20 protein-coding genes are annotated in these 14536 nt (G+C 45.1%); 5 read left to right on the forward strand and 15 right to left on the reverse strand.

From position 1 onward, the window contains the following. Nucleotides 1-89: 89 nt before the first annotated feature. On the reverse strand, nucleotides 90-554 hold the full coding sequence (locus tag ABXS78_RS12395) for a GNAT family N-acetyltransferase (RefSeq protein ID WP_366247469.1): 465 nt from the start codon (nucleotides 552-554) through the stop codon (nucleotides 90-92). Between the two features lie 263 nt (nucleotides 555-817). Here ABXS78_RS12395 and ABXS78_RS12400 point away from each other — a divergent pair, with 263 nt between their 5' ends. Further along, nucleotides 818-1423, forward strand: a complete 606-nt coding sequence (locus tag ABXS78_RS12400) for an alpha/beta fold hydrolase (RefSeq protein WP_366247470.1) — start codon at nucleotides 818-820, stop codon at nucleotides 1421-1423. 70 nt (nucleotides 1424-1493) lie between these two features. Here ABXS78_RS12400 and ABXS78_RS12405 read toward each other — a convergent pair whose 3' ends face one another. The 4 genes from ABXS78_RS12405 to ABXS78_RS12420 form a co-directional block, all read right to left on the reverse strand. Beyond that, nucleotides 1494-1853 (reverse strand): iron-sulfur cluster assembly accessory protein, encoded by a 360-nt coding sequence (locus ABXS78_RS12405; protein WP_095224319.1) that lies wholly within the window; start codon nucleotides 1851-1853, stop codon nucleotides 1494-1496. A gap of 58 nt (nucleotides 1854-1911) precedes the next feature. Continuing rightward, entirely contained in the window at nucleotides 1912-2775 is an 864-nt protein-coding gene (gene dapF / locus ABXS78_RS12410; RefSeq protein ID WP_366247471.1) for a diaminopimelate epimerase, read from the reverse strand. A gap of 60 nt (nucleotides 2776-2835) precedes the next feature. Continuing rightward, nucleotides 2836-3072, reverse strand: a complete 237-nt coding sequence (locus ABXS78_RS12415; protein WP_038564957.1) for a YuzB family protein — start codon at nucleotides 3070-3072, stop codon at nucleotides 2836-2838. A 73-nt stretch (nucleotides 3073-3145) separates the two neighbouring features. Beyond that, complete coding sequence (locus tag ABXS78_RS12420) at nucleotides 3146-3457, reverse strand: YuzD family protein (protein WP_366247472.1); 312 nt, start codon at nucleotides 3455-3457, stop codon at nucleotides 3146-3148. A 157-nt stretch (nucleotides 3458-3614) separates the two neighbouring features. On the opposite strand from ABXS78_RS12420, the gene ABXS78_RS12425 reads away from it, so the two are divergent. After that, nucleotides 3615-3839 (forward strand): NifU family protein, encoded by a 225-nt coding sequence (locus ABXS78_RS12425; RefSeq protein WP_038564952.1) that lies wholly within the window; start codon nucleotides 3615-3617, stop codon nucleotides 3837-3839. Between the two features lie 118 nt (nucleotides 3840-3957). Here the strand turns inward: ABXS78_RS12425 and thrB are convergent, their stop codons facing one another. The 4 genes from thrB to ABXS78_RS12445 form a co-directional block, all read right to left on the reverse strand. Continuing rightward, nucleotides 3958-4860, reverse strand: a complete 903-nt coding sequence (thrB, locus tag ABXS78_RS12430; RefSeq protein ID WP_366247473.1) for a homoserine kinase — start codon at nucleotides 4858-4860, stop codon at nucleotides 3958-3960. Continuing rightward, a complete protein-coding gene (gene thrC / locus ABXS78_RS12435) occupies nucleotides 4860-5915 on the reverse strand; it encodes a threonine synthase (protein ID WP_366247474.1) in 1056 nt (351 codons plus the stop codon). Before thrC ends, thrB begins: the two co-directional genes overlap by 1 nt. A gap of 5 nt (nucleotides 5916-5920) precedes the next feature. Then, nucleotides 5921-7216 (reverse strand): homoserine dehydrogenase, encoded by a 1296-nt coding sequence (locus ABXS78_RS12440; protein ID WP_366247475.1) that lies wholly within the window; start codon nucleotides 7214-7216, stop codon nucleotides 5921-5923. 88 nt (nucleotides 7217-7304) lie between these two features. Continuing rightward, complete coding sequence (locus tag ABXS78_RS12445) at nucleotides 7305-8255, reverse strand: hypothetical protein (RefSeq protein ID WP_366247476.1); 951 nt, start codon at nucleotides 8253-8255, stop codon at nucleotides 7305-7307. 130 nt (nucleotides 8256-8385) lie between these two features. Between ABXS78_RS12445 and ABXS78_RS12450 the strand changes: the two genes are divergently transcribed. Together ABXS78_RS12450 and ABXS78_RS12455 are read left to right on the forward strand one after the other, a co-directional pair. Beyond that, the gene (locus tag ABXS78_RS12450; protein WP_095224326.1) at nucleotides 8386-8883 is read left to right on the forward strand and encodes a phosphatidylglycerophosphatase A; all 498 of its coding nucleotides are present in this window, start codon (nucleotides 8386-8388) and stop codon (nucleotides 8881-8883) included. A gap of 106 nt (nucleotides 8884-8989) precedes the next feature. Continuing rightward, nucleotides 8990-9493 (forward strand): spore coat protein, encoded by a 504-nt coding sequence (locus ABXS78_RS12455; protein WP_366247477.1) that lies wholly within the window; start codon nucleotides 8990-8992, stop codon nucleotides 9491-9493. 55 nt (nucleotides 9494-9548) lie between these two features. On the opposite strand, the gene ABXS78_RS12460 is transcribed toward ABXS78_RS12455, so the two are convergent. Genes ABXS78_RS12460 through ABXS78_RS12470 form a run of 3 tightly spaced genes read right to left on the reverse strand, consistent with a single transcriptional unit; the run spans nucleotide 9549 to nucleotide 11064 of the window. After that, the gene (locus tag ABXS78_RS12460) at nucleotides 9549-10316 is read right to left on the reverse strand and encodes a TIGR01457 family HAD-type hydrolase (protein ID WP_366247478.1); all 768 of its coding nucleotides are present in this window, start codon (nucleotides 10314-10316) and stop codon (nucleotides 9549-9551) included. After that, nucleotides 10303-10755: a DUF86 domain-containing protein gene (locus tag ABXS78_RS12465; RefSeq protein WP_366247479.1), complete on the reverse strand. Its 453-nt coding sequence runs from the start codon at nucleotides 10753-10755 to the stop codon at nucleotides 10303-10305. The genes ABXS78_RS12460 and ABXS78_RS12465 overlap by 14 nt, the downstream gene beginning before the upstream one ends. Before the next feature lie 24 nt (nucleotides 10756-10779). Beyond that, nucleotides 10780-11064 (reverse strand): YutD family protein, encoded by a 285-nt coding sequence (locus ABXS78_RS12470; protein ID WP_095224329.1) that lies wholly within the window; start codon nucleotides 11062-11064, stop codon nucleotides 10780-10782. 144 nt (nucleotides 11065-11208) lie between these two features. Between ABXS78_RS12470 and ABXS78_RS12475 the strand changes: the two genes are divergently transcribed. Further along, a complete protein-coding gene (locus ABXS78_RS12475; RefSeq protein WP_366247480.1) occupies nucleotides 11209-12192 on the forward strand; it encodes a M23 family metallopeptidase in 984 nt (327 codons plus the stop codon). A gap of 2 nt (nucleotides 12193-12194) precedes the next feature. On the opposite strand, the gene yunB is transcribed toward ABXS78_RS12475, so the two are convergent. The 3 genes from yunB to ABXS78_RS12490 all read right to left on the reverse strand — a co-directional run bounded on the left by yunB (nucleotide 12195) and on the right by ABXS78_RS12490 (nucleotide 14528). Continuing rightward, nucleotides 12195-12980 (reverse strand): sporulation protein YunB, encoded by a 786-nt coding sequence (gene yunB, locus ABXS78_RS12480; protein ID WP_095224331.1) that lies wholly within the window; start codon nucleotides 12978-12980, stop codon nucleotides 12195-12197. Between the two features lie 54 nt (nucleotides 12981-13034). Beyond that, complete coding sequence (locus ABXS78_RS12485) at nucleotides 13035-14126, reverse strand: HD-GYP domain-containing protein (protein ID WP_095224332.1); 1092 nt, start codon at nucleotides 14124-14126, stop codon at nucleotides 13035-13037. Nucleotides 14127-14225: 99 nt separating this feature from the next. Next, a complete protein-coding gene (locus ABXS78_RS12490) occupies nucleotides 14226-14528 on the reverse strand; it encodes a DUF1805 domain-containing protein (protein ID WP_095224444.1) in 303 nt (100 codons plus the stop codon). Between the last annotated feature and the right edge of the window lie 8 nt (nucleotides 14529-14536).

A 14536-nucleotide genomic window follows, 5' to 3' on the forward strand; every position in this document is an offset into this window, starting at 1 on the left:
TACCCGTATTTTATTAATATAATCACATTCAAACATTACAATATTTGGTTTTGTACATGAAAGAGGTCTTATAGAGTTCTATAGACTTATCATAGATTTTTGGTCATTGTTACAGTTTCCACGTGAATTCCATTGGGCTTTACGACTGTTTCACTGCCGATTATATGGAATCCATACTTTTTGTATAAACTGATATTTCTTATTTCTGTCAGCCTCACCTTACAGCAAAGCACAGCAAAATTATAGGCTGCTGCAAAATCTTCTAATGCCTGAAGCAGCTGTCCTGCTATTCCTCGGCCTCTTTCTTCTGGAAATACAGACAGGCGAAAGAAATATATAGCATCGTCCTGTTCTTTAAAACGGACCGTTCCTACAGCTGTTTCACCCCGCCAGTATAAGAAGGCTTTTTCATTCTCATTTAAAGAAGTTCTGATCGAGTCCGCTTTTTCATTTAAAGCACTGGAGGGAATCGCCTTATTTCTATATTCCTCAAATGCCGCGAGCATAACGCGGTAGATTTCGGACGCATCCTCAGGTGTTGCCAAAGTAATCATGATAGACCTCCTTTGTTGACATACATGAATTTTTGAACTTCAGTCGAATTCCAGTACACACATTTACCCAGATAAATGGAAAAGCAGAAAACTACACTGAGTTGGGAAATAAAAACTTACTCGATAGCCATTAGGTGATAAAAATTGTTTCTTTATATTATATAAACAAGTGAAACTTCCCTTTATTTTCCCAATACCGGAATTCTAGTTTATATTTTACAATTTAATAGAATTACTCATTTATTGATAGGAGGAAATATAAAATGAAGAAAAGTAAAATCTTAACGCTCTTTTTTATCAGTCTCGCAATGGTGTTCGCATTATCTGTCTACCTGCAGCCTTCTAAAGTCCAAGCGGCCACTGACAACACACCTGTTGTCTTTGTTCACGGTTTAACTGGCTCCGATTCAAATTTTTATTTCATTGAGAGATACCTGCAGGGGCAAGGCTGGTCAGAAGATGAACTTTATTCTATTGATCTTCCAAGCAAGCAAGGGCACCAAGAATTGAATTCAACTGCCATAAAAGGATTTGTCGATGATGTACTAGAGGAAACAGGCAGTGACAAAGTTAATATCGTAGCCCATAGTATGGGTGGAGCAAACAGTCTGTATTACATATTGAATAAAGGCGGAAGTGACAAAGTAGATAAACTGGTAACGCTTGGAGGGGCAAATAGACTGACAACCAGCGCTGCACCTGCTGGAATAGATACTACTTCTATCTATTCTACAAGTGACTATATCGTGAACCCGTCTCTTTCTATCCTATCTGGTGCGGATAATATCCGAATCTACGGTGTATCTCACATCGGCCTTTTAAACAGCTATCAAGTAAATGGCCATATTAAAGCGGCTCTTCAAAATTAAAAGACTTCCGTATCAAAATAAGCCTTCCTGCCGTTTGTAAGAACAAACGGCAGGAAGGCTTATTTATGCATCAGCAATTCTCAGGCGTACCAGCATTCGTCGCTGTCTTAAATGACGAACCACACCCGCAGCTGACGATGGCGTTCGGGTTATCGATCGTGAACCCTCCACCCATCATATTCTGTTTGAAATCGATCGTCGTGCCTTGGATGACCGGGATGTCCATAGAACGGATGATGACCGGGATATCGTTGACCTCTTCGAATGTATCCAACTCTTCATTCTTTTCGTATTCAAAGCCGAGGCTGTAGGAAAGGCCGCTGCAGCCGCCGCCTTTTACGCCAAAGCGCAGCAAAACAGTTTCTGCTTCTTCTTCCTTCATCATTTCCTTGATCTGAAGGCTCGCACTGTCGGTAATATTCAATACCATGTTAAGTTACCTCCCCATTCTAATCTTACTGTAAGTATACGCTCCTATACGCTGATGCTCAAGCACTGTGCTCCCAGTGAAAAATACCAGATACAGTCTTCTCGGCAGCACCGCGCATCCAGACGGAACCATCTTTTTCCCAGCGGATGAACAGATCGCCGCCGCTAAGATGCACGGTTACCTCTTCTCCGTATGGTGCTTTGCCATTTTGAATGGCTGCAACAACTGCTGCACAAGCGCCAGTACCGCATGCCTGGGTAACACCAGAGCCGCGTTCCCATACACGGAAATGCAATTCTTTCTCGGAAACCATTTCGATGAACTCTACGTTAACACCTTCTGGGAATCTGGGATCATTCGTAATAACCGGACCCTGCGTATAAAGCGGTGCTTCCTCAATGTTATCGACAAAGAATACGGCGTGTGGATTGCCCATGCTCACTGCTGTGACTTGAAGCTGTTCTTCACCTGCTTCAAAAGCTTCGTTGACGACTTCCTGACCAGTCTCACCTAGCATCGGAATCAATTCACGCTGTAAAATCGGTGCTCCCATATCAACTGTAACTTCATGCACATGCTCTTTTGTGCCATGGACTTGCGCTTCTACTTGGCCTGCCTTCGTCTGAATCGTGAATGTATCATTTTCTACCAGACCGTTTTCATAAGCATATTTGGCAACACAGCGCAGGCCGTTACCGCAATTCATCGCTTCAGAACCGTCCAGGTTGAAAATACGCATGCCTACGTCACATGTTTCGCTTGGATGGATGAGGATCAAGCCGTCAGATCCGATTCCGGTATTCCTGTCTGCAACAGCAATCGCAAGCGGTGCGAGCATTTCCTCCTCGAGCTGGAATTGAAAGAGATTTACGAAAATGTAGCTGTTTTTTAAGCCATGCAGTTTTACAAAAGGTATGTCCATTGTCATTTCTCCTCTACTATGAAAAAAGCCATGGCCTGCGAAATGCAGACGCACGGCCAATTAAAATAACGGATTTTCTTCGATGAACTTGTAGACATTTTCGACAAGCTCATCAGGTGTCTCAGCTGTCACCGGTTCGCCATTTACGAGTGCGAACATGTGCTGGGCACAAATGCCGCAAAAGCTTGTACAGCCATATTCTATCACATCAAGGCCTGGGTCACTGTCAAGCTTCTCAAAAGCTGCCTGCGAGCCGGAGGCCAGATTATTAACACAAAATTCAATGATCGGATTCATCCCGCTCATCTCCTATTCTAGGATGTAACACTATCAAGTGATAATCCTACCATAAGGCGGGATATCAGCACAACTAGGTTGCGCTGACTGTTTCAACAGCTTTAGTGACTGCCTTAAGGGAAATGATTCCTTCCCCAGCTATTTCATCATTGACAAAAACAACTGGATAGAACAAATCCTCTTCTATAACCTTCGCAGCGAATTGTTTGTGCTTTTCTTCATCAGGCGGCTCATTGATGTCAATGTACTCAAATTGAAACTGTTTGTTTTCGAACTTCCTTGCCAATGCGGCCTGCAGCCATTCATACGTGTCCTTGGAGCTTGGTGCATTCACACAGCTCGCACAGATAATATCAGCTCCATAAACGGTAATAGTCGTGGTCATTCGGCTCCATCCTCTCGTATACTGATAGCTTCAGTTTACCGTAACAATCACGATGTTGGAATTTATTTTTTAATTGATAGAATTTCTCAGTTAGCCAGCGTGGATTTTTTGCCCGAAAGGATTTATAATGAATATATAATCGTAAGGGGGATAATGGATGATGGAAAACCAAGTACAAGAAGTTTTGAATAAATTGCGTCCATTCTTGCTGCGTGATGGCGGCGACGTCGAGCTAGTCGATGTTGATGAAGGTATCGTGCGTCTGCGTCTTATGGGAGCATGCGGCAACTGCCCAAGCTCTACGATCACATTGAAAGCCGGAATTGAACGTGCCTTGATGGCAGAAGTTCCTGGAGTGCGTGAGATCGAGCAAGTATTCTAATACATTGATAGAACCACGGAAAAGTGAAAACTTTCCCGTGGTTCTTTATTTATACGCAAGACATTCCATAAACGACAATGATAAACCCACAGAAATCATCCAGTTTCTGTGGGTTTTGTTAAGCTTCAACAGCCAACTCGACTGCGCAGCTCCCTTTGGCAGCACAAGAAAGCAAAAGCCATTCAAATTCAGGATACAATTTCTGATAGTGTGAATGAACCGCATCCGCTCGGGCTTCATCAACTAAAGCTATCATTGTCGGCCCAGCTCCGCTTAAATAGACACCATATGCTGCTTTCTGAAGTGAGTCCGAGATTTTCTTATAATGGGGAATCATTGACTGCCTGTAAGGCTGATGGAAAAGATCCTTCGTCAACATCTCTCCGAGCAGCTCCCAGTTTTGCTGCAGCAAAGCAGCAACGGCTACATTCGCAATGCCACTTGCCTTTACAGCGTCTTTATACAGGAGCTGATCTGGAAGAACTGCTCTGGCATCTGCTGTTGCGAGCTCGAATGAAGGAATAACTGCCAGGAAGCGTACATCCTTCATCGGTGTCTGCACATAATGGACTTTGTCATCATAATAGCCGATTACACACCCACCTAAAATGGATGGTGCTGCGTTATCAGGATGTCCTTCCAAACTGACAGCGATATCGAGCTTTTCTTCATCACTCAATTGAAGCGCCAAAAGACAATCAGCAAGTTCAATTCCCGCGACAAGAGCGGTGGCACTGCTGCCTAATCCTCTAGCCAGCGGAATATCACTACTCATTCGGACTGTACATGCCGGCAGATCACTATATCCATAGCGATCCGCAACATAAAGTGCCGTTTCATAGATCATATTGTCCTTACCTGCCGGAAGTCCTTGTACAGCTTCCGACATCGGAATGAATTCCCACTCTGATCCAGGCTGGACTTCCAGCTCCAAATACAGATCTAGAGCGATCCCAACCGAATCGAATCCTGGTCCGATATTGGCGGTGCTTGCGGGTACGCTTATTTGCCAGCGTTTCATTACATCCGCTCCCTGATGGCGTCTGCAATCACCTGTTCTTCGTTCGGGAGCACAACCGGCTTGATAGTACTGTATTCTATTGCTGTATTAGGATCCTTCAATCCGTTACCAGTCAGTACACTAACGACTGTTGCACCTTTGGGCACCTCACCCTGCTCCAACGCCTTCAGCAGCCCAGCGAATGAAGCACAAGATCCTGGTTCAGCGAAAATCCCTTCCTCACGGGCGATTTTTTGATAAGCAGCGATAATCTGCTCATCTGTCACTTCATCGATTGTTCCGCCTGATTCATCTCTTGCAGCGGTTGCTTTCTGCCAGCTTGCAGGATTACCAATACGTATGGCAGTACCGACTGTTTCCGGATTGTCGAACACCCTATCATGCACAATCGGAGCTGCTCCGCTTGCTTGGTAGCCTTTCAGTACTGGAAGACTGTATCCTTTTTCTAGTTCATATTCCTTGAAACCTTTCCAGTAAGCACTAATGTTACCTGCATTGCCAACCGGAATGAAGAGATAATCCGGCGCTTGTCCCAGTTGTTCGCACAGCTCGAAGGCCGCCGTCTTCTGTCCTTCGAGACGATATGGATTGACAGAATTTACGAGTGCTACCGGCTCGGTTTCACTTAAATTCCGTACAACACGCAGTGCATCATCAAAATTGCCTTCGATTGAGAAAATTTCCGCTCCGTACATAACAGCCTGTGCCAGTTTCCCTTGTGCAATTTTACCTTCTGGAATGACGACGAAGCAGCGCATACCAGCGCGGGCTGCATATGCAGCTGCTGAAGCAGATGTATTGCCTGTGGAAGCACAGATGACTGCTTTCGCCCCTGCTTCTTTTGCCTTGGCAATGGCCATGACCATACCGCGATCCTTGAAGCTTCCCGTCGGGTTCGCTCCTTCGATTTTCGCATAGGCCTCGATACCATACGCTGCTGACAGCTTTTCAAGTTTTACTAAAGGTGTATTTCCTTCTCCTAAACTTAATGCTGGTGTTTCCTCTGATATCGGTAAATGATTCTTATACGCTTCTAAAAGACCTTTCCATCCCATGCTTCTCAATCCTCTCCGTCTACACGATAGCAGCTGATGACGCGTTTCACGACGTTTAATTGCTCCAGCTGCTGTATGCTGTTTTCGATTTGCTGCTTGCTGTGTTTATGTGTCACCATGACAACTTCTGCTGTTTTTGATTTGGAATGCGGCAGCTGGAGGATTTTCGCAAACGAGACATCCTGGCCTGCAAAGACATTTGTGACGGCATGGAATGCACCTGTCTGATCCTCTGCTTCAACACGAATGAAATACTTGGCGTGCTTTTCTGTATTATCCTTTAAAGCAGTTTTATATTGCGGCTGCACATATGCTTTTCCACTGACTCCTAAGCGAATATTCTTGATGACCTCCATAAGATCTGATACGACTGCTGTCGCTGTTGGCAGACCGCCAGCTCCCGGACCATAAAACATCGTCTCCCCGACAGCGTGCCCATACACATAAACGGCATTGAACTCATTCTTCACTTGTGCCAGCGGATGTGCTTCCGGCAGCAAAGTGGGCTCGACGCTGACTTCGACTTTTCCCTCATCAATTGCAGCGATACCGATCAGCTTCACAATATAGCCGAGTTTTCCTGCAAACTCGATATCTTCCTGAGAGATGGAAGTGATACCAGCAACTTGGACATCACTATATGCCACTGGCATCTTGAAGGCCAAGTTCGCCAGCAATGTCATCTTACGGGCTGCATCCAGACCTTCTACATCCGACGTTGGATCAGCTTCGGCAAATCCAAGTGCCTGCGCTTCCTCCAGCACTGTTTCAAAGGATAGGTTTTCATCTGTCATTTTCGTAAGGATGAAATTCGTCGTTCCATTGACTATTCCCATCACTTTCTCAATTTTATCTGAAGCAAGACCGTCACTGAGTGAACGAAGAATCGGTATGCCGCCGGCCACACTAGCCTCGTAATAAATATCGGTACCATATTCCTGGGATAGTGTAAACAGCTTATCACCATGCTCTGCCATCAAGTCTTTATTGGCTGTCACGATATGTTTTCGATTCCGTATGCCACGTTCCAGCAGCTGAAATGTATCTTCCATGCCGCCCATCACTTCCACAATGATATCAATGTCCGGGTTATCTGTAATATCAGCGGCTTCCGTCGTAAGGATGGAAGCATCCCTGATATACTCCCGTTTCTTCTCCTTATCTTTGACGAGCACTTTCGCTACTTCCACTTCACAGCCGAGCTTATACCGAATCTGTTCCTGGTGATCCTGCAAAATTTGAACCACACCGCTTCCAACTGTGCCAAGGCCGCATAAGCCGATTTGTATCCTTTGTTTCATCTCACCCAGCCTCCTGTCCACCTCAAATAAACAAATGTTTTTATATAAAGGACATTATAACTCTATCAATCTACTATCGCAACCGACTTTACAAATAATTTTCCAATATCGGTATCTCAAGAGTATGCGCATCGACTTGCATACGGTCGAATAATCCGCTGAGACGTTGCTCGTACTTGCTTTGCTGCATGATGAGAGTTTCATACGCTTTTCCAGTCAGACCTTTCTCCATCTGATCGTACAGATGAAGCGGCATGATCAATCTGGCATACAGCAGTCGCATTCCGAAAACAGAGAGCGGCCGCTGCTGCATATAAGACTGCAGAAATTCAGCCGTTTCCCCTTCCTCCTTCTTACAAAAGGCAGTCCTTGTGAATTCTGCCAAGTCACGAGCTGGATGGTCATAAATGATGTTATGAGGCAGCACATATGTATCTGCCAGTTCAGAACCGTATTTGGTGAATACCGTGGTCGGCTGATCATAGTCCGTGAAACGGAACTCATTGCTTGTTTCATTCAAATATTGAATGGCAAGCTCTGTCCTGCCGATAACATAGTGAAAGGTATCCAGAAATACCCGTTCTTCATGGACAAGCGGCCGTTTCTGATACATGTTTGAATAAAGCCGTTCTGCCTGCGACAGACGAGCAGTCCAAAGATCACTCCACTTTCCGTAGCTGGAGAGTGTATCAGGCGCAAATGGACATCCGGCACCCAGCTGATGAAATGCTGCCAGCTCTGCCCCATGCGCATCAAGACCCCTTGGATAAGGCGGCGGCATTTCCACAACGAGATACGCCGTATTTTCATAGACCGTCAATATCTGTCCATCCGTTGTCAGCATTGGCTGCGCAAGACGGGGAAAACCTGCCTCTTGCATATAAACAGTGATAGCAGCCAATTCATAATAACTGTCTTGATCCGTCCTTGCTGGTATAATGACATATAGTCGATCCGTTGTCTGATAAGCGTGATAATTCCGGTAGGATACCGGCTTGCCGCTGAAACCTGGAATATACTGCTGCATCAACTGCAACACGAGCAAACACCTCCTATTTCATTTTATGATGCATAGGTAAGAAACATGTTCCAGTACTGATGGTTGGCGCATAGGCTAGAAGGGTATACTGCTAAACAGAGAATCATACATAGGAAAGTGAAGTGATCTTATGACAGCTGAATTAGAGAAAAAAGCGCGGGAGTGGCTCATCGAACGCGGTGTGCAAGTAAAAGATATCGCGGAGCTTGTACATTTTCTCCAAGAGAAATATTATCCTGGCCTTACGATGGACCGTTGTATTTATAATGTAGAACGTGTATTGTCCAAAAGAGAAGTTCAAAACGCCATCCTCACAGGGATCCAGCTTGATGTACTAACGGAACAAGGAAAACTGGAACAGCCGCTGCAAGATAACCTGGCGAGAGATGAAAGCCTGTATGGTATCGACGAAGTGATTGCACTTTCCATCATCAACTTATATGGATCTATAGGATTTACGAATTATGGCTATATCGACAAACAGAAACCTGGTATTTTGGCCAAGCTGAATGACAAAAGCAGCGGGGAATGCCATACCTTTCTGGACGACATTGTAGGGGCAATCGCGGCTGCAGCAGCGAGCAGACTTGCACACAGCCAGAACGACGAAGAAAATATTGATGGATAACAAAGAAGCAGCTTTCTGGCTGCTTCTTTTTGTTGTATAAAAACTGTATCCATTCAGTATATTCCCGAATATAGTGTAAACGTCTAGTATACGAGGAGGGAATCTTTTGGAAAATACCACAGCCGGCTATCCGAACCACTTAGCATGGCATGAAACTCTTGAACTGCATGAACTTGTCGCTTCACAAGCTGTTGCCTTGATGAAAATGAAACAATTCATTGGGAATATCAACGACGGTGAACTTCGCTCCATTTATGAACAGACGATCAAAGGTCTGGAGAACAATTTGAATGAACTGCTTCAGTTTTTTCCTTATGCACCCGGACCCAACGAAGTAACAGATACACGACAAGTCAGTCCTGCTTTCTATGCCGGTGATTTGCTTCTTTTCGCCAAGACATCTGTCCGGAATTATGCGATTGCTATCACAGAAACTGCTACACCTGTTCTCCGCGAAACGCTAAGAAAGCAGTTACAGCTGGCAATCGATACGCATGCGAAAATCTTTGATTATATGTACAGAAGAGGCCTTTACCCAGCATATAACTTCGAGCGTCTGCTGCAAAATGATATCAGAAATGCCAATAGAGCACTGCAGATGGGTTACTGACATCTTGATATAAGGGCTTAATTAATAAGGAGCAGCCTCCAATAGAGGCCGCTCCTTATTTGAATTCCCATTCCGTTAACGTATCAATCGTATATGTTGGTTTGGGGTCTAAAGAAGGAAGCTCTTCCCTTCTTGTAAATCCGGTGCAAACCATCAGTGTATCCATTCCTGCCCGGATACCTGCTGTTATATCTGTTAAATAGTTGTCACCAACCATAAGAACTTGTTCCTTATCCATATCCAATAGCTTCCTTGCTTGCTCCATCATGATGTTCTCTGGTTTGCCGATAAAAGTCGGTTCAATACCAGTGCTGACAGAAATGACAGCTGTCATCGCACCGTTTCCCGGCATTAAGCCAGCATCTGTAGGCAGGGCTCGATCACTGTTTGTGGAGAGGAACTTTGCTCCTGCCCGAACAAGCAGACATGCCTTTGCCAGCTTCTCATATGTGATCGATGTATCAAGACCAATAACAACAAAATCACAATCTTCTTCTGCTAAGGTGAGCTCTTCTTTCGACAAGGCATCAAACAGCCCTTCCTCACCGATGGCAAATACCCGGGCAGCTGGATTGTGCTCACGGATGTATGCTGCGGTCGCCATGCTCGTCGTGAACACATCTTCCGGTTCTGCTGCGATATCCATTTGACGGAGCTTAGAAGCTACTTGCTCCTGGGTGCGCGTTGAATTGTTCGTTACGAAAAGATGCTTTTTACCGGCCGCCTTTAGTCTCTGAATGAATCCTGGCGCGGCTTCGATCCGCTCCTTACCGAGGTACATCGTTCCATCTAAATCAATCAGATATCCATCATAAGCTTTCATCTTGGCTGCTCCTTGAAAAAGCGGAAGCTGTCCGCGTCTCATCCACCAGATATGCTCTTACCCACTCTACATATTGCCCAAGCAAATCGTGATGTTTCTCCATCGTATCCGAAAGTCTTTGGTGATCCACCTGCTGATATTCAGCAGTGAGCATTTTACGCAGCACAATCACTTCTTTAAAGGCTGGTGCAGTGTCTTCGGCTATCACCTTTTCATCTGCAAGGATATCGATAATATCATCATAACTGCCCGGATCACGCATAATAAATCCATCAATTACACTGTTGCCCGTATCCAGTATACCTTCAATCAAGAGCTGCGCCCGCCGTTCAGCCGCAAGCTTATCTGTCAGCCCGGCAGAATGAGATACCTCTGCTGCCAGCAGTTCTTCCATATATGTAAGGATTGCTTCAATCTTTCGTTTATCCACAAAGTACATCGTATTTGCCCCTCTCTTGCGCGTTTACTTTGCCGGAACTTTTTTCACGACAAAGTATGCACAGCCAAAATTGCAATACTCATACAAATAATCTTCCAAAGTGCTGATTTTCGTATCGAAGGTGGCTTTTGGGTTGTCGTCATCAAAAAAACCTTTCAGACGAAGCTGCTCATATCCCCAGTCACCGACAATGTAATCATATTTCGTCAGGATTTCGCTGTAGCGGTTTTGGAATGCCTGTTCCTGAAAGGCTCCCTTTACATCCTGCACCACTTCATAGTGCTTGCCTTGTACTGTTGTTTTCACCATCTATCGACTCCCCTATCTTGTTTCTAGTGTAGCATATTTCTTTTATATTTTCGCATTCCTTCCTTTCAACTATTGATCGGGACTCATGAATTTCTGATCTCTGTACAAACTAACAGTAAACGTATAAGGAAAGGTGAGCAGCACATGAAAAAGATGCACATTGCCATGCTGCTAATTCTCCTGCTAAGCAGTTTCCCGTTCTCCGTCTCTGCAAAAGGAGAAGAAAACGTAAATAAAGCAAAGCAGGATCGCATGGCGCTTTACAAAAAAACAGCAGCTGCCACAGGTCTTCCTTGGTATTATTTAGCTGCAATCGACCAGTACGAGCATAATCTTCCGTCACAATCCAAAGAAGATAAGCTGATCGCAATCGAAATCCCGGAAGAAAAATGGTTCGGGGCTGCTGCACATGAACAGCAGGCAGACGAAGCTTCTATTTTATGGTTTCAAGGATTAGGACGTGATGGAGATGGAGACAAGAAAGCCGATCCGGACAATCCAGAAGATGTACTCTTTACGATGGCTTCATTTATCCAGCGGGTCGGGACAACGAAGAACGATATTAAAATCGCCCTTTGGCATTATTATGAGCGCGATCTCACCGTACAGACGATAATGAATACTGCCAAGCTATATGAGAAATTCGGAACAATCGAACTGGATAAACGCTCCTTCCCGCTTCCTCTCCATCATAATTACAGTTACCGCAACACATGGGGAGATGCAAGAGGGTTTGGAGGCAGGCGAATTCATGAAGGTACGGACATCTTCGCTAACTACGGAGTCCCGGTATATGCGACTACGTATGGCGTCATTGAATTGAAAGGCTGGAATTTGTATGGAGGCTGGCGTATCGGTCTTCGTGACAGCAATAATATCTACCATTACTATGCCCATTTAAACGGATTCGAAAAAGGCGTATCCGTCGGGAATGTTGTCAAACCTGGTGATGTGATCGGATATGTAGGTGCCAGCGGCTATGGACCACCTGGAACATCCGGCAAATTTCCGCCCCACTTGCATTACGGCATGTATAAGGACAACGGGCGCTCGGAGTTTTCCTTTGACCCATATCCTTATCTACGGATATGGGAGCAAAAATCCAAACAGCAAAAAAAGGAAGGCTGAGTTTATTCGCCTTCCTTTTGCATTGGGATGGAGAAAGATGGAGATGAACCGGACTCTCCTCCATTGTTATAGAATTCCGGCACTTGCCCTTGAATTACCGTACTTCCCAACAGAACATCCTGCGTGACGGTTGTCGTCTTCGTGGAAAACGGAATGATGATTCGGACATTCGCTTTTATTTCGACCATGAAGACGAACATTGCGTTATTTATACCGTATTCTTCCACCTTTACATCAACACCGGATTCTACATAGCCGATCATTTCGAATTTCACCGGGATCCGAGGACCAAGATTTGCAAGCAAAGCATTATTGGTTGCTTGACCGAGCGGTATCTCGACAAGTGTCGGATCTTCCTCCAATTTCTCCTGAATAACATCCGCCGCTGCTTCCTCAGCCAGCTGTTCTTCGCTGACTGCCGGCATTTCGCCATCCTCCATCAGCCGCAAATAGTTTTGGACGCGAAAGGTCACTTTCCGCAGCACTTCGTTCACTGTCGCTGCATCCCAGCTGGCATGTGTCACATTTCCGTTAGTATCTTTCTCTACTTGCACAAATGCGTTCAAGTCCAAATCCGCTTCCTTCTCTGCCTGTACAGCCTGATTTATCGCCTGTTTGGCAAACTGCTCTGTCTTTGTTTCAGCAATTGCCATAAGCGTCGGCTCCAGGCCCCTATTCACAAGCCAAAGGCTTAAACTAGTAAATAGCAGGAATAGCAGCAAGGTCATCAGGAGTACATGACGAAAGGAAGGTGATGCTTTAGTAGCTCTACGCTGCCATGGACGCATGGAAAAAACCCCCTCGAATCAAACATATGCTTGACCAAGGGGGCTTAGAATAAGCTAGTTCATCTCAGCAGATGTCGAACAAGCTACAACTGTTATATTCAAATGTTCATACAAGTCTACCTCATACGGTTCAGGTTCTGTACCATCCGCTTCCTGAAGAATACGGATAATTGGTCTCGTATTTATATCTTCATTTTGACGAATCACGATACCCGTTCTTCCATCACTAAGACGGACAGTCAGACCAGTAGGATAGATTGCCACGCTTCGCTTGAAAGCCTCGACCATCTCCATATCGAACTGATCCCCCGCGCCCGCAAACAGTATTTCCAGACCTTCATGCGGCAGCATGGCATCCCGGTAAACACGGTTGCTTGTCACGGCATCGAAGACATCGGCAATGCCAATGATTTTCGCATACAAGTGAATATCGGAACCGCTGATGCCTCGCGGATAGCCGGAGCCATTCATCCGTTCATGATGCTGGTATGCGCAATGCGCGACTACCAGAGGGATATTATTCATCTTGCGCAAATAATGGAAACCCTTTGTTGTATGTTCCTTAATCTGCTCGAATTCAGAGTCAGTTAATTTGCCGGTTTTCTGCAATACTTCCTGCGGAACGAACATCTTGCCTACATCATGGAGGATTGCTCCGAAACCAATCTCCTCCACAACGGAAACCGGAAGCTTCATTTCATTGGCGATGGCCATCGCATACAATGCTACATTGACTGAATGAGAGAAAATGTAATCATCATATATGAGCATATCGGAAAGAATCGTCAGTGTCTGACGCTTTGGCCGCAGATTACTAACCATCTCCTGGATGGAATGCGTAATTTTATCCGTCATCTTTTCAGTCAAATAACGTCCATTGTCACTCTTTTTGATTTCCTGAAAACTCTTATGGATAACCTGCATTGCCTTTAGCCGTTTTTCATTGGAAGTGGAGAAGTAAAGCTCGATGTCCTGCAGCCTGTCGTCTCGGATATAGACGTAGGTATATCGCAGCTCTCTTAAGCGATCGATAATATTTACTGTCAACTCCACATCCCGCTGGATGAGAATACTGCCTTTATCATTATATACGGGTTGAGCGAGCTTACTGCCGGGCTTTACCGATTTTGTCGAAACTAGTCTCATTGACGTACCCCTTATCTTCTCCGACATTCCATTCTGATAAAATAGTACCAGAAAATCGGAAAACAATCTAGATTGACAAGGCAAGCTTCGACAATTTTTTTAAGACAGTAGAAGTAATGCTTCTTTACCTATGATCCCAGGTTTCCAGCCATACGCCGCTGATGCTTCAGTCACCTTTTCAAGCGGTGCTGCCAGCAGCTGCTCGATCGTTTTAACTCCGACTGCCCTGCCAGATATAATGTTGCGATCTGCCAGCTTTTCATTCAGCAAATCTACGTCCAATGCGCCGCACATAATATAGCCGACATCATTCGACACAACAAGCAAGGTTGTTTTCGGCAATACCACGGTTACAGCGGTAAAAGGCTTGCCATCTAGAAATAAAGGTTCTACAGTCATCAATTTAAAAA

Origin of the sequence: Terribacillus aidingensis (genome assembly GCF_040703035.1) — a bacterium.
Lineage (GTDB): Bacteria > Bacillota > Bacilli > Bacillales > Amphibacillaceae > Terribacillus.